This window comes from Vibrio sp. UCD-FRSSP16_30 (assembly GCF_001676025.1).
GTDB lineage: Bacteria > Pseudomonadota > Gammaproteobacteria > Enterobacterales > Vibrionaceae > Vibrio.
The window spans coordinates 1-14,500 of record NZ_LZFW01000084.1 but is presented as its reverse complement, the minus strand read 5'-3'; the positions used below and the strand labels follow the sequence as shown (position 1 = coordinate 14,500).

The window sequence follows — 14,500 nt, the reverse complement described above, 5'->3', positions numbered from 1 at the left end:
AAATAAGTAAATTGTAACAATTGATTTCTAGATTCATCTTGAGAGGGTGTATGAATGTATTAGGCTATATGCAGAAAGTAGGTAAGGCATTGATGGTTCCTGTAGCCACTTTACCTGCGGCTGCAATTTTAATGGGTATTGGGTACTGGCTTGATCCGGTAGGTTGGGGTGCTGATAATGTATTGGCGGCATTCTTAATTAAATCGGGCGGCGCAATTATCGACAACATGGCACTGCTATTTGCGATTGGTGTGTCATTTGGCTTGAGCCGAGATAAGAACGGTTCGGCAGCGTTGGCTGGTTTTATCTGTTTCATGGTTGTAACCACTCTTCTTTCTCCAGATAACGCAGCACTTCTACTTGATGTTGCCAAAGAAAACGTACCAGCAGCTTTTAATAAAATAGGTAACCAGTTTGTTGGTATTATCGTTGGTATTATTTCGGCTGAAATTTACAACAAATACTCAACAGTTGAGCTTCCTAAAGCACTGGCGTTTTTTAGCGGTAAACGACTGGTTCCAATCTTGACCTCAATTGCGGGCATGATACTTGCTTTTGTTCTGCTTTATGTATGGCCAGTTGTTTATGACGCATTGATTATTTTCGGAGTGAAGCTACAAGCTATGGGCCCTATTGGCGCAGGTCTGTTTGGCTTCTTTAACCGTATATTGCTGACTATTGGCATGCACCATGCTCTATATCCAGTATTTTGGTTTGATGTGGTCGGTATTAATGATATTCCTAACTTCCTAGGTGGCGCTCAATCCATTGCAAATGGTACCGCTGTTATTGGTCAAACTGGTATGTATCAAGCTGGTTTCTTCCCAATTATGATGTTTGGTCTACCGGGCGCAGCACTGGCTATCTACCAATGTGCAGAATCAAAAAATAAAGCCGCTGTATTTTCTATTATGCTTGCAGCTGCTATGGCTTCTTTCTTTACGGGTATCACAGAACCACTAGAATTTAGCTTCATGTTTGTTGCACCGCTACTGTACTTGCTACACGCTGTGTTAACCGGTATCTCTCTATTTATTGCAGCAGAAATGCATTGGATGGCAGGCTTTGGCTTCTCAGCAGGTTTGGTGGATTTCGTTCTATCTAGCCAGAACCCTCTAGCGGTTAAATGGTACATGCTGATAGTACAAGGCTTAGTCTTCTTTGGTGTGTACTATGCAGGCTTTAGATTCTTCATTCTTAAGTTTAATCTTAAAACACCAGGTCGAGGTGAAGATCTAACGGTATCAGAAGATGATAAAGAACCCGTTGATGATTTAACGTTAGCACTCAACTACATCGAAGCAGTTGGTGGTGCAGAGAACATCCTAGAAGTCGATAACTGCATCACTCGTTTACGCTTGACTGTAGTGGACTCAAGTAAAGCCGACGATGCACGCTTAAAACAACTAGGCGCAGCAGGTGTGGTCAAAATCGGTAAAGGTGGTCTACAGGTTATCATCGGTATCGGTAAAGTAGATAAAGTTGCTGATAGTGTTAAAAAAGCACTGGCTTAACAGCAAACTCTAGCTTTAAAAAGTAGCCATTTTGGCTACTTTTTTTATGTCTGTAATAAGCAAAAATAAGGTGTTCATTATAGTGGCGTAGCTAATTTGTAGTTTGCTATAGTGGCGGATATTCGCAGTATATTTTGAGGTAATTATGGGTATCGAACGCTTTGAAACAATGGACAGCAACATTTTGTTAAGCATGGTCAATATGAAGCTTAGGGATGAGTTTAGTAGCTTGGACAGTTTGATTAAGTTTTATGATATTGATAAAGATAAACTTATCGCAAAGTTGGCTGAGGCGGATTTTGAGTATCTTGAAAGTGTGAATCAATTTCGCTGATTTGATGCTAATCATCAGTCTATAATGCTGTAATAAATGGTAAAAATATCAGTATTGCTGCTTTGCTTATGAGCAGCAATTTGTTCTAGTCCTCAATGAATTGTTTATCAAACCCCTCCGTTCATCCTCGAGTTTTCGCAAAAGTCTTCACACAATTTATTCAATCTTATCCTTACCACTAAAGTTGATTCAGTGATCATTGACATTATTTTTGTTTGGCGTACGATTATTTACAAAACCGATTTACTAAATGGGTTTACTGAATAAATTTACTTAATGGCAAAAGTGATGATGAATTGGGGTGATGCAATGAAGATTAAAGATATTAAGGTTTTGATATGTAAACCTGGACGCAACTTTGTAACGGTTAAAATAATCACCGAGTCAGGCGTTTATGGTGTTGGTGATGCGACATTAAACGGCCGAGAACTTGCGGTTGCTTCTTACATCGAGGAACATATTAAGCCGTGTTTGATTGGCAAATCTGCATTGAATATCGAAGATATCTGGCAGTACCTTTATAAAGGTGCATATTGGCGTAAGGGTCCTGTAACGATGACGGCTATCGGTGCGATTGATATGGCGCTATGGGATATTTTTGGTAAGCATGCCAATGTGCCAGTACATCAACTGCTAGGTGGTAAAAGCCGCAACGGCATTACTGTTTATGCCCACGCTAACGGTGAAAGCATAGAGGAAGTACTGACTAACCTAGGTAACTTTATTGAGCAAGGGTATAAAGCCGTTCGTCTGCAATGTTCTATCCCTAAATCTAAAGGCACATACGGCACTCTCGAAGGTAAGAAAAACTACTACGAACTTCAGGGAAATCGACCTCTGCCACCAGAGAATGAATGGTCTACTAGAAAGTACATGAACTTTATCCCTGAACTGTTTAAACAAGCCAGAGAGAGGTTTGGTTTTGATGTGGATCTTTTGCATGATGTGCATAGCCGATTAACCCCAATTGAAGCGGCGCGCTTATGTAAATTGCTTGAACCGTACGATTTGTTATTTGTCGAAGATCCTGTAATTGCTGAGAACCAAAGCAGTTATGCACAAATTAGAACTCACACCACAACGCCGTTGGCGGTAGGTGAGACTTTTAATACGATTTGGGACTGCAAAGAGCTTATCGAAACTCAATCCATTGATTATATCCGAACAGCCGTCAGTCATGGCGGTGGTATTACTCCGTTAAGAAGAGTAGCGGATTTTGCGAGCCTTTATCATGTCCGTTTAGCACCTCACGGCGCACCAGATCTGTCACCGATTGCAATGATGGCTCATATGTCGGTGAATGCGTGGGCGCCAAACTTTGGCATTCAAGAGTTTATTGGTTTTGGTACTGATGAAATCAATGAAGTATTTAAGTATGAGATTACGTTACAAGACGGAATGATATTGCCAAATGAGAAGCCAGGTTTGGGCGTCGATATCGATGAGGCAGCAATGGAAAAATATCCCTACAAACGCTCATACTTGCCAGTCAGTCGCCTTGAAGATGGCACCATTTGGAACTGGTAAGATTTAGCGAGTTATTAAAGATACTTTTATTCGAGGTACTGTAACTTTTATCTGACAGCCTTGCTCTGAGGGGCTGTCAGAGTTTTGTTACTTAATGAAAATTTAGGATTAATCTTCAAAGTCCGAAATAAGCAAGTTGGCAGCAGCAAAAGCGGCGCGATCGCGAGTATCTTTAGGCAAGTTAGTATCGGCGGCAATATCATTCAGTGTTTTGATTGCACAGGTGATCGCTTGTGGGATATAGCCTTGATCACCACTACCAATTTGCGCATATAGTTCACGGATTAGTTCACAACAGTCATAGATCTTCATCGTATTCTCCAGAAATGAATAAGGCAGCCTAAGCTGCCTTTATTAAAGTTTGCTACCTTCTTTTTTAACTAAAAGGCTTTCCAGCGTAAAGGCTTATTTAAGCAAACCTTGAAGATGCGCAACTATGCTATCAATCTCAACTGGCACTTTTTCACCATCACGACGACTCTTATATTCGAAGTGACCGTTATCCATGCTGCGATCGCCAATAACAACCGTATGTGGAATACCGATCAGTTCGATATCTTTAAACATAACACCTGGACGCTCTTTACGATCATCAAACAATACTTCGATACCTTGCGCGGTCAGTTCAGCGTACAGTTTTTCTGCCGCTTCTTTTACTCGCTCAGATTTATGCATGTTCATTGGCACGATAGCAACTTGGAATGGTGCAATCGCATCCGGCCAGATAATACCGTTGTCATCATGGTTTTGTTCGATAGCAGCCGCAACTACGCGAGTACAACCAATGCCGTAACAGCCCATTTCCATAACAGCACTCTTACCGTTTGCATCAAGAACTGTTGCGTTCATAGCTTTTGAGTAGTTGTTGCCTAGTTGGAAAATATGACCCACTTCAATGCCACGTTTAAGTTGGATTACGCCTTGACCACATGGGCTAGGATCGCCTTCAACAACATTGCGTAGATCTTCAACTTGCGGAAGTTCAACATCGCGACCCCAGTTAATTCCGAAGTGGTGCTTGCCATCAATGTTAGCACCTGCGCCAAAGTCACTCATTACTGCAACACTGCGATCAACAATGAATGGTAGCTCTAGACCGACAGGGCCAAGAGAGCCTGGACCTGCGCCAATTGCTGCGCGAATTTCTTCTTCACTAGCCATCTCTAGAGGAGCGGCAACATGAGCAAGTTTCTCAGCTTTAATCTCATTGAGTTCATGGTCACCACGAATGATAAGACCAATTAGCGTAAATTTAGATTCTTCATCGGCTTTAACAAACAGAGTTTTAACTGTTTTTTCAATTGGCAGTTCAAATTGCTCAACAAGCTCTGCAATGGTTTTCGCATTTGGCGTATCGACCGTTGTCATTTCTTGTGTTGGTGCTGGCATTTCACCTGCTGGAGCAAGTGCTTCTGCTTTTTCGATATTAGCTGCGTAGTCAGATTCACTAGAGAAGGCAATTAAGTCTTCGCCGCTTTCTGCTAGTACATGGAATTCATGTGATGCGCTACCACCGATAGAACCGGTATCAGCAAGTACCGGACGGAAGTCTAGTCCCATACGGTTAAATACGTTGCAGTATGCTTGGTGCATCTCAACGTAGGTTTCATTTAAGCTTTCTTGGTCTAGGTGGAATGAATACGCATCTTTCATGATGAATTCACGAGAACGCATTACACCAAAACGAGGACGAACTTCGTCACGGAATTTAGTCTGAATTTGGTAAAGGTTCAGAGGCAATTGTTTATACGATTTAACCTCGTTACGCACCATGTCAGTGATAACTTCTTCGTGTGTTGGACCTAATACAAATGAACGATGGTTACGGTCGTGGATACGAAGTAGTTCTGGGCCAAATTTTTCCCAGCGACCAGTTTCTTCCCATAAGTCAGAAGGTTGTACAACGGGCATTAGGGTTTCAACTGACCCTGCATTGTCCATTTCTTCACGAACAATATTTTCCACTTTACGCAGTACGCGCAAACCTGTGGGCAACCAAGTGTAAAGGCCTGAGGCCAGTTTACGAATCATACCTGCACGAAGCATTAGCTGGTGGCTAACTACTTCTGCGTCGTTTGGCGTTTCTTTTAAAGTAGAAACTAGGTATTTACTGGTACGCATTGATGCTTTCCGTTGTAGATGTATAGAAAAGTTAGGAGCACAGCCCCTAAAAATAGCCTTATATAATAACAGTCAATTGCTTTGTGCTAAAGGGGCAATATTGAGCACCGTAATGCTGTTATCTTTTGCACTAAATTGAACGTCCCATTCAAACAAGCTGACGGTATACACTTTGCTATCAGGCTTGTTTTTTTTGTAGGCAGGTCTAGGGTCTTGCGCCAGTATTTCGATAAGCGCTTGCTGGCGATATTGATATTCAGGATGCGCTTGTAAAACCGACTCAGCAAGTTTGGAAAAGACAACGGTAACCGCAGTCGGCGGAGCATCGGCGTAACCTCCTATCGCATCAGGAATGCTATCGGCGTAGGGAATATAAGGCTTAATATCAATAATCGGGGTGCCATCTACTAGGTCAACATTGCCCAATTTTAGGATTACTTGATTATTCTTTTGTTGTACATCAAGCAGTTGTACCGCTGACATACCGATAGCGTTGGGCCTAAATGTCGCTCGACTGGCAAATACGCCAATTCTTTCATTGCCTCCAAGACGGGGAGGGCGCACGGTCGGTTTCCAACCGGCATCTATGTTTTTATCAAATAAAAACAATAGCCATACATGCGAGAACTGCTTTAGTTCACGAACGCAGGCTTCGTTATTTGCATCGCCAATAAGGTGCAACTCTGTTGTGACTGTTGGCGCTAGATTGGGCTGTCTAGGAATCGCAAACTTTTCTTTATAAGGGGTATGGATCGTCCCTATTGGTGAAATCATGTGCATTATCTCAACTCCTAATTTTAACCTGCGATATAAGACTTGCCGAGCAATGTAATCGGAATATCCCTTTTTAACAAATGGTTACTTATGGGGTACCTGTAAATCTGTAAGCTTGTGTAAACACGGCTTACTCATTCATTAATATAAGATTTTTAAGCATTTATTGAAAAAAAACACAGATTTTTAAGCTCTTTTTCATAGAGTTAGCCAGTTTGTCATCATTTGGTCATCTTTTAAATTCTACTTCACTCATGTATGTTTCGAGCACCTTTCTAGCACGTTACTGTTGCTGCGTTGTAGGAATAAGCTGTTCCGATTTTATATTGAGAATAAGAAAGGAGATAAAAATAATTAAAGGAGAACTCAGTGAGTACATCTGCTTCACAAACACAACAACCGCCAAAAAAGCCGCTGTTTACCCGTTTCTTGGATGGCGTTGAATACTTAGGCAATTTATTACCACACCCAATCACTTTATTTGCAATTTTTTGTGTGGCTATATTAGTTCTTTCTGGCATCGCTGGATATTTTGATGTTTCCGTTCTTGATCCTCGCCCAGTAGGCGCACCAGGTCGCAGTGCTGACGGTGTCATTGAAGTTGTTAGCCTTCTTAATGGTGAAGGGCTTCGTTTAATCGTGACTAATCTGGTGACCAACTTTACGGGATTTGCCCCTTTAGGCACGGTGTTGGTTGCTATGCTAGGCGTCGCGATTGCAGAGCATTCAGGTATGTTGTCTGCGGCAATGCGCGGCTTAGTGATGAATGCATCACAACGTATGGTCACAGTCACCGTTGTATTTGCTGGTATTATTTCTAATACAGCTTCGGAGCTAGGGTATGTCGTTCTTATCCCGCTCGCCGCCATGCTTTTTCACTCTCTAGGTCGCCATCCACTAGCCGGTCTTGCGGCTGCATTTGCTGGTGTATCCGGTGGTTATTCTGCCAATCTTCTTATTGGCACTGTTGATCCTCTGTTATCTGGAATCACTGAAACTGCCGCGCAAATGATTGATCCTACTTACTCGGTAGGCCCTGAAGCAAACTGGTACTTCATGCTTGTTTCAACTTTCTTTATCGCCATAACCGGTGCTTTCGTTACAGAGAAAATTGTTGAGCCAAAACTTGGTAAATACAATGATGAAGAAGCGGCTGAAGATCTATCTAGTGATAGTATGGGCTCACTTAAGGCTGAAGAAAAACGAGGTCTTAAATATGCGGGTATTGCGGTAGTTGTCGTAAGTGCATTGATAGCGTTAACTGTCGTTCCTGAGTGGGGAGCGCTTCGCCATCCTGATACAGGATTAGTTTCAGGCTCGCCATTTTTAAAGAGTATTGTTGCTTTTATCTTTGTATTCTTTGCCATTCCAGGGTTTGTATACGGCCGCGTTGTTGGCACGATGAAAACTGACCGTGATGTCATTGATGCAATGGCCAAATCGATGTCGTCGATGGGGCTTTATATAGTACTAGTATTCTTTGCCGCTCAGTTTGTTGCATTCTTTACTTGGACTAATTTTGGTCAAGTGTTTGCGGTAGCGGGTGCAGACTTCCTACAAACTATTGGTTTGACAGGTCCGATGCTGTTTTTTGCCTTCATTATTATGTGTGGCTTTATTAACTTGATGATTGGCTCTGCATCGGCGCAATGGGCTGTTACTGCACCAATCTTTGTACCAATGTTAATGTTAGTCGGATACGCACCAGAAACCATTCAAGCGGCATACCGTATTGGTGATTCTACAACGAACATCATTACACCAATGATGAGCTACTTTGGCTTAATTCTGGCCGTTGCCACTCGCTACATGAAAAACTTAGGGATAGGAACATTGATTGCCACCATGTTGCCATACTCTATTTGTTTCTTGTTTGGCTGGTCGATACTGTTCTACTTATGGGTATTTGTGTTTGGTCTACCTGTAGGCCCAGGCGCTGCAACTTTCTATACACCATAATGATTTAATGATGTGCTGTAGTTTGGCGTAGAATTCGAGGCTAGCTACTAGTTAAAAGGCAGTAATTTGGAATAAAAAAAGGTCAGCATATTGCTGACCTTTTCTTTTGGAGTTTAGCAACGAGCAACCTCAACATTCCTTATTGATTCCCTGTCACGTCATTGCCCCATCAGATTAAAGCAACATAGCTTATCTGTATTAGACGCAAGATTAGATTGAAGATGTAATATTGAATAGAGTGAGTATGGGTAGGGAAGTATTCTTTAGGGATCTCTAGATAGAAGTTTTAGCTCAGCGATATCGAATTGCATAATTCAAAAAAAACGCTATTCGAAAGAATAGCGCTTTTTAATGTTAAGCATTGTAAAGCTCGGGGCTAAAAGGGAGGGATTACCAGCCTTTAACTACGCCACCTTTAAAGATTTCAGAAGCACCTTGGTATACTTCTTCAGTTTGGTAAGCTTTTACAAAGTTTTTAACGTTTTCGTTGTTGATGTTATCTTCACGCGCAACAATTAGGTTTGTGTATGGAGACTCTTTATCTTCAACAAAGATACCGTCGCGTTGTGGCGATAGGTCAATAGAGCTTGCAAACGTTGTGTTGATGATAGCCAGTTCCATATCGTCAAGAGAACGAGTTAGCTGCGCAGCTTCTAGTTCAACGATCTTGATCTTTTTAGGGTTAGCAGTGATATCACGAACGGTTGCCTGTAGGCCAGAGTCTTTGCTTAGTTCAATCAAACCTTGTTGTTGAAGAAGAAGTAGAGAACGACCTAGGTTCGTTGGATCGTTTGGCACTGCAATGCGATCACCTTCTTTTAGCTCATCTAGAGATTTGATTTTCTTAGAGTAGCCAGCGATAGGGTAAACAAAAGTGTTGCCAGCAATCGCTAATTTGTAGCTACGATCTTTAATTTGCTGATCAAGGTATGGTTTGTGTTGGAATGCATTCACATCTACAGAACCATCATCTAGTGCAGCGTTTGGCGTAACGTAATCTGTGAAAGTGATAAGCTCTACATCAAGACCGTATTTATCTTTTGCTACTTTTGCTGCAATTTCTGCTACTTGAGCTTCGGCGCCAGCCATTACACCTACTTTGATGGTGTTTTGATCTTGTTCTTTATCGCCACAGCCACTCAGGATAAGTGCTGAAGCTGTTACCGCAACTGCGAAAATGTGTTTTAGATTAAATTTCATGTTTATCTCCGTATAATTCTAATTTTTAATTCTTATCTGTGGTCAAATTTATTCACCAATGCATCACCCACAGATTGAATGATTTGCACTAATATAATAAGCATAACTATGGTCACTGCCATGATGACAACATCATAGCGGTAGAAACCGTATCGAATAGCCACGTCACCAAGGCCACCACCGCCCACTGTTCCCGCCATTGCTGAGTAACTGACTAGTGTGACTAGCGTGATAGTAACTGAGTTGATAATAGTCGGTAGCGCTTCTGGTAACAGTACTTTTTTGATGATCTGCAAAGGTGTTGCGCCCATAGATTGAGCTGCCTCTACTAAGCCAGTAGGTACTTCCAGTAGTGCGCCTTCAACTAAGCGTGCAACAAATGGGATTGCGCCAATAGTCAGTGGAACAATTGCCGCTGTAGTCCCGATAAATGTACCAATCAATAGTTTTGTAAATGGAATAATCGCCACCATTAAAACAATGAAAGGAACACTACGACCAATATTGACGATGCCACCTAAAATGGTATTTAGGCGAGGATTTTCCAAAAGGCCGCCACGTTTAGATGTGTGCAGGATAACGCCTAGTGGAATACCGACTGCAAAGCCGACAATACCGGAAAAGGCGACCATATAGAGAGTTTGCCATGTTGCTTTAAGCAGCAGGGCTGTATTGGCGTTAAACCAGTCAATTAATACATCATAAGACATAGCCAAGCACCTCTACTTTAATTTTTTGGTCTTCAAGATATTGAATTGCAGCATCATAGGATTCTTCATCACCGAACACTTCCGCCACCATCATGCCAAACTTAACGCCGCCGGCGTAATCAAGATCTGAGCTAAGAATGGAGATATCAATATTGAATTTACGTGCAATCTGACTAATGACAGGTGCATTAACACTGGCGCCTGTGAACTCTAGTCGAACAAGCGCGTAGCTTCCTTCGACTCTTTCTGGCAACAAGCGAGATTCATAATCTTCTGGAATAGAAAGATCCAGAGTTGAACGTATAAATTGGTGAGCAAGCTCAGTTTTAGGATGAGCAAAAATCTCACCAACAGTGCCTTTTTCGACAAGCTTACCACCACCAATAATCGCCACTTCATGACAGATGTTTTTAACAACATCCATTTCGTGAGTGATGATTAAAATAGTAATGCCTAGTTTACGGTTGATCGTTTTTAACAGACCCAAAATAGATTGAGTCGTTGCAGGATCAAGGGCGCTGGTGGCTTCATCACACAGTAGTACTTTAGGATCACTTGATAGCGCTCGAGCTATTGCAACACGCTGCTTTTGACCGCCACTTAAGTTAGCAGGGTAGGTATCACGCTTATCAGCAAGACCAACAAGTCCAAGTAGTTCAGTGACTTTTTTCTCGATGTATTCTTTGCTCTTACCTGCAAGCTCTAACGGCAGTGCAATATTGTTAAATACAGTTCGTGAAGACAGTAGATTGAAATGCTGAAAAATCATTCCAATATTGCGGCGAGCTTGAGAAAGCTCGGCTTTTGATAGCTTAGTTAGGTCAATACCATCGACAATGACTTCACCACTACTTGGTGCTTCAAGCATATTGACGCAACGAATAAGAGTACTTTTTCCCGCGCCAGAAGAACCGATAACACCAAATATGTTACCTGAGGCGACGGTTAAATTGATATCTTTCAAAGCGTTGATGGGTGTTGAGCCTTGGTAGAATACCTTGTTAACTTGCTTGATCTCTATCATCAAAAAGCCTACTTGATTGGGAGAGGGTTTTAAATCTTGCACCGATGCTAGATATTTCATTGACCTAAGTCAATAGATATTTTTACGTCTAGACGTCTAAAACTTAAATCATAGGTGCGAGATAGAACAAAGCGTGCGATAATTGTCAGCATATTGATGAAGCAAAACAGAGTAATTTATCGTGTCTAAACCTGCTGTTTTTTTGGATCGTGACGGTGTCATTAATGTCGATCATGGCTATGTACATGATGAGCATGATTTTGAGTATATCCCTGGGGTGTTTGAAGCGACTAAGAAGCTTAAACAAATGGGCTATATGTTGGTATTGGTAACCAATCAGTCGGGCATTGCTCGCGGAAAATTTAGTGAAGACCGATTTGAGTCTTTAACGCAATGGATGGATTGGAACTTCTCTGATAATGGAGTCGAGCTGGATGGTATCTATTACTGCCCTCATCACCCAGAGCACGGTATTGGTCAATACAAACAAGATTGTGATTGTCGCAAACCTAAGCCTGGCATGTTTATTTCAGCAAGAGACTTTCTGAAAATAGATATGGAAAACTCGGTGATGGTCGGAGATAAAGCGGAAGACTTAATGGCCGCTGAAGCCGCGGGCGTTGGGACTAAGATTTTAGTTCGCACAGGAAAGCCAGTCACAGAGAAAGGCGAAGAGCTTGCCAGTATCATCCTAGATAGTATTGCCGATGTACCTGCTTATCTTGAATCATAAGTAGACGATACAAACCGTAACACTATTCGTAATGATGTGACATTTATGAAAAGGGAGGCCCATAGCCTCCCTTTTCTTTTTGTTTATTTATATTGGACGGTGTAGCGAGTGGGCTTGTGATTCATCCATAAGATCAGGTTAATGAACAGCGCCGCAAAAATAGACCAAGCAATCAGCGTTAAAGGAATGAAATACAGAGAACAAACAAGAATTGTGGTATCAAACAGCAATTGACTCTTACCTACCGATATTCCCATCTTATCTTGAATAACTAAACACAGTACGTTTGACCCACCTAAGCTGGCGCGATGACGAAACAGCACAAGTAGACCTAAGCCAATAAAAGTACCTCCTGCAACAGCTGCAAATGCCGGTGAGAGCAATTTAAACTGCAATACATAGTGCAGATTATCCGCCATTACCGAAACTAAAGAGACACAGACAATACTGTTAATTGTGAAGCGCTTACCTAAACGAAACCAAGCAAGAAAGTAAAATGGGATATTAACCAAAAAGTACATAGTACCAAAGCTAAGGTCGATGAACTGGGTAAATAGTAAGGCAACGCCTGCGGTCCCTCCCACAATCATCGATGATGACTTTAAGAAATAAATACCGACTGCAACGAGCAGCGTACCAGTAAAAATTGCAGCGCAATCTTCGAGAAAGCTATGTTTGTTCATTGTACTTAACCTTGCTAAATCAGCCGCGAATAGTATAGGAAAAATGTGTATTACCGAACTCTTTGCATAATTTTTTTACCAACCGCGTGTAAGTTTTGATTTACACGCTGTAAATTTGAGCGCATTCAAACAGAGAATCCCAAGATTACTCTTTATTCTGTAAGCAATTTAAGAGAATATGTTTATAGGAAACAGGGACAATAAAATTTGTTATACAAGTTTATTTCGGTAAAATGCTGCCATTACCGTGACGGAAACGTTTGCTTTCGTTCATTGTGTGGTTTTTTGCCATTTACAGTTTAATCTGAGTCAGGAGAGACAGATGCTAAAGCGTGATATGAATATCGCTGATTATGATGCGGACCTATTTACCGCTATTCAAGAAGAGACAGTGCGCCAAGAAGAGCACATTGAGCTTATCGCTTCAGAAAACTATACAAGCCCACGTGTAATGGAAGCACAGGGTTCACAGTTGACCAACAAGTATGCTGAAGGTTACCCAGGCAAACGCTACTACGGTGGCTGTGAGTACGTTGATAAGGTAGAAACACTTGCTATCGAACGTGCATGTGAGTTGTTTGGTTCAGAATACGCGAACGTTCAGCCACACTCTGGCTCTCAAGCAAACAATGCTGTTTATATGGCACTTCTTAATGCTGGCGATACTGTACTAGGTATGAGCTTGGCTCACGGTGGTCATTTAACTCACGGTTCTCCAGTAAACTTCTCAGGTAAGCTTTACAACATCATTCCTTACGGTATTGATGAGAATGGTCAGATTGACTACGAAGAGATGGAAGCACTAGCGGTTGAGCATAAACCAAAAATGATCATTGGTGGCTTCTCTGCTTATTCACAAGTGTGTGATTGGGCTCGTATGCGTGAAATCGCAGACAAAGTTGACGCTTATTTCTTTGTTGATATGGCTCACGTTGCCGGTCTTATTGCTGCTGGCGTTTATCCAAACCCAGTACCGCACGCACACGTTGTAACAACCACGACTCATAAAACACTTGCGGGTCCTCGTGGCGGTCTAATCCTTTCTAACGAAGGTGAAGCTCTTTACAAGAAACTAAACTCAGCGGTATTCCCTGGTGGTCAGGGTGGCCCTCTAATGCATGTTATCGCGGGTAAAGCGGTTGCATTTAAAGAAGCACTAGAGCCTGAGTTTAAAGACTACCAAGCTCGCGTTGTTGCGAATGCTAAAGCGATGGTTGCTGAGTTCTTAGCTCGTGGATACAACATCGTTTCTGGTTCAACTGAGAACCACTTGTTCCTTGTTGACCTGATTGATAAAGACATTACTGGTAAAGAAGCGGACGCTGCACTAGGTGCGGCTAACATTACAGTAAACAAAAACTCAGTACCAAACGATCCACGTAGCCCATTTGTGACTTCTGGTATTCGTGTTGGTTCTCCATCAATTACTCGTCGCGGCTTCACTGAAACCGATGCGAAAAACCTTGCTGGCTGGATGTGTGACATTCTAGACAACCTAGGTGATGAGTCTGTAATTGAAGCAACGAAAGTGAAAGTACTAGAGATTTGTAACCGTAAGCCAGTTTACGCATAAGCGTTTAGTTAGCTTTTGGAACTCACAAAAAACGAGCCTTATGGCTTAATGCCGTTCACTTAAGAGTGTGAACGGCTTTTTTATTATTGGCATATCGCTGCGGTCTAGGTTTGACTGCCCTTGGGAATGTTCTTTCCCTTCGCCTCTCCAGCACTAAGCTTTCTGCCATGTTATGGAAGCCTTTTAGTTGCCTTGGAATTGCGCCCGGCGTTGAGTAAGGTAAGCCAACAAGTAACGCCGATATATGGGCCAAGGTTCCATTAAAACTCAACTGATAAGGAAGGTAATTCCCCTTTAAATTTAAGCAGAGTTCGACCATTTGATATCGAATTAAATTATACGTTCGTT

The 14,500-nt window shown here is 42.0% G+C and carries 13 protein-coding genes and 1 pseudogene; 6 read left to right on the top strand and 8 right to left on the bottom strand.

Annotation, left to right across the window (positions count from 1 at the left end):
• Positions 1 to 50 precede the first annotated feature (50 nt).
• From nagE to manD, 3 genes are all read left to right on the top strand, one after another.
• On the top strand, positions 51 to 1,514 hold the full coding sequence (gene nagE, locus A9260_RS15875) for an N-acetylglucosamine-specific PTS transporter subunit IIBC (RefSeq protein ID WP_068700708.1): 1,464 nt from the start codon (positions 51 to 53) through the stop codon (positions 1,512 to 1,514).
• A 145-nt stretch (positions 1,515 to 1,659) separates the two neighbouring features.
• Positions 1,660 to 1,848: a DUF4250 domain-containing protein gene (locus tag A9260_RS15870; RefSeq protein ID WP_068700707.1), complete on the top strand. Its 189-nt coding sequence runs from the start codon at positions 1,660 to 1,662 to the stop codon at positions 1,846 to 1,848.
• 309 nt (positions 1,849 to 2,157) lie between these two features.
• Positions 2,158 to 3,375: a D-mannonate dehydratase ManD gene (gene manD / locus A9260_RS15865; RefSeq protein ID WP_068700962.1), complete on the top strand. Its 1,218-nt coding sequence runs from the start codon at positions 2,158 to 2,160 to the stop codon at positions 3,373 to 3,375.
• 108 nt (positions 3,376 to 3,483) lie between these two features.
• Here manD and A9260_RS15860 read toward each other — a convergent pair whose 3' ends face one another.
• From A9260_RS15860 to tsaA, 3 genes are all read right to left on the bottom strand, one after another.
• Positions 3,484 to 3,687, bottom strand: a complete 204-nt coding sequence (locus A9260_RS15860; RefSeq protein WP_068700705.1) for a YaeP family protein — start codon at positions 3,685 to 3,687, stop codon at positions 3,484 to 3,486.
• Between the two features lie 93 nt (positions 3,688 to 3,780).
• Positions 3,781 to 5,496: a proline--tRNA ligase gene (locus A9260_RS15855; RefSeq protein WP_068700703.1), complete on the bottom strand. Its 1,716-nt coding sequence runs from the start codon at positions 5,494 to 5,496 to the stop codon at positions 3,781 to 3,783.
• 72 nt (positions 5,497 to 5,568) lie between these two features.
• A complete protein-coding gene (gene tsaA, locus A9260_RS15850) occupies positions 5,569 to 6,276 on the bottom strand; it encodes a tRNA (N6-threonylcarbamoyladenosine(37)-N6)-methyltransferase TrmO (protein WP_068700699.1) in 708 nt (235 codons plus the stop codon).
• A gap of 363 nt (positions 6,277 to 6,639) precedes the next feature.
• Here tsaA and A9260_RS15845 point away from each other — a divergent pair, with 363 nt between their 5' ends.
• Positions 6,640 to 8,229, top strand: coding sequence for an AbgT family transporter (locus tag A9260_RS15845; protein ID WP_068700696.1), 1,590 nt, complete (start codon positions 6,640 to 6,642; stop codon positions 8,227 to 8,229).
• A gap of 390 nt (positions 8,230 to 8,619) precedes the next feature.
• On the opposite strand, the gene A9260_RS15840 is transcribed toward A9260_RS15845, so the two are convergent.
• Genes A9260_RS15840 through metN form a run of 3 tightly spaced genes read right to left on the bottom strand, consistent with a single transcriptional unit; the run spans position 8,620 to position 11,163 of the window.
• Positions 8,620 to 9,429, bottom strand: a complete 810-nt coding sequence (locus tag A9260_RS15840) for a MetQ/NlpA family lipoprotein (protein WP_068700693.1) — start codon at positions 9,427 to 9,429, stop codon at positions 8,620 to 8,622.
• A 32-nt stretch (positions 9,430 to 9,461) separates the two neighbouring features.
• Positions 9,462 to 10,139 (bottom strand): methionine ABC transporter permease, encoded by a 678-nt coding sequence (locus A9260_RS15835; protein ID WP_068700690.1) that lies wholly within the window; start codon positions 10,137 to 10,139, stop codon positions 9,462 to 9,464.
• Entirely contained in the window at positions 10,129 to 11,163 is a 1,035-nt protein-coding gene (metN, locus tag A9260_RS15830) for a methionine ABC transporter ATP-binding protein MetN (protein WP_068700960.1), read from the bottom strand. The genes A9260_RS15835 and metN overlap by 11 nt, the downstream gene beginning before the upstream one ends.
• A gap of 181 nt (positions 11,164 to 11,344) precedes the next feature.
• On the opposite strand from metN, the gene gmhB reads away from it, so the two are divergent.
• Positions 11,345 to 11,896, top strand: a complete 552-nt coding sequence (gmhB, locus tag A9260_RS15825) for a D-glycero-beta-D-manno-heptose 1,7-bisphosphate 7-phosphatase (protein ID WP_068700688.1) — start codon at positions 11,345 to 11,347, stop codon at positions 11,894 to 11,896.
• A gap of 83 nt (positions 11,897 to 11,979) precedes the next feature.
• On the opposite strand, the gene A9260_RS15820 is transcribed toward gmhB, so the two are convergent.
• Positions 11,980 to 12,579, bottom strand: coding sequence for a YitT family protein (locus tag A9260_RS15820; protein ID WP_068700684.1), 600 nt, complete (start codon positions 12,577 to 12,579; stop codon positions 11,980 to 11,982).
• A 322-nt stretch (positions 12,580 to 12,901) separates the two neighbouring features.
• Between A9260_RS15820 and glyA the strand changes: the two genes are divergently transcribed.
• On the top strand, positions 12,902 to 14,152 hold the full coding sequence (glyA, locus tag A9260_RS15815; RefSeq protein WP_068700682.1) for a serine hydroxymethyltransferase: 1,251 nt from the start codon (positions 12,902 to 12,904) through the stop codon (positions 14,150 to 14,152).
• Positions 14,153 to 14,207: 55 nt separating this feature from the next.
• Here glyA and A9260_RS15810 read toward each other — a convergent pair.
• Positions 14,208 to 14,500, bottom strand: a pseudogene (locus A9260_RS15810) (IS4 family transposase); the annotation flags it as partial.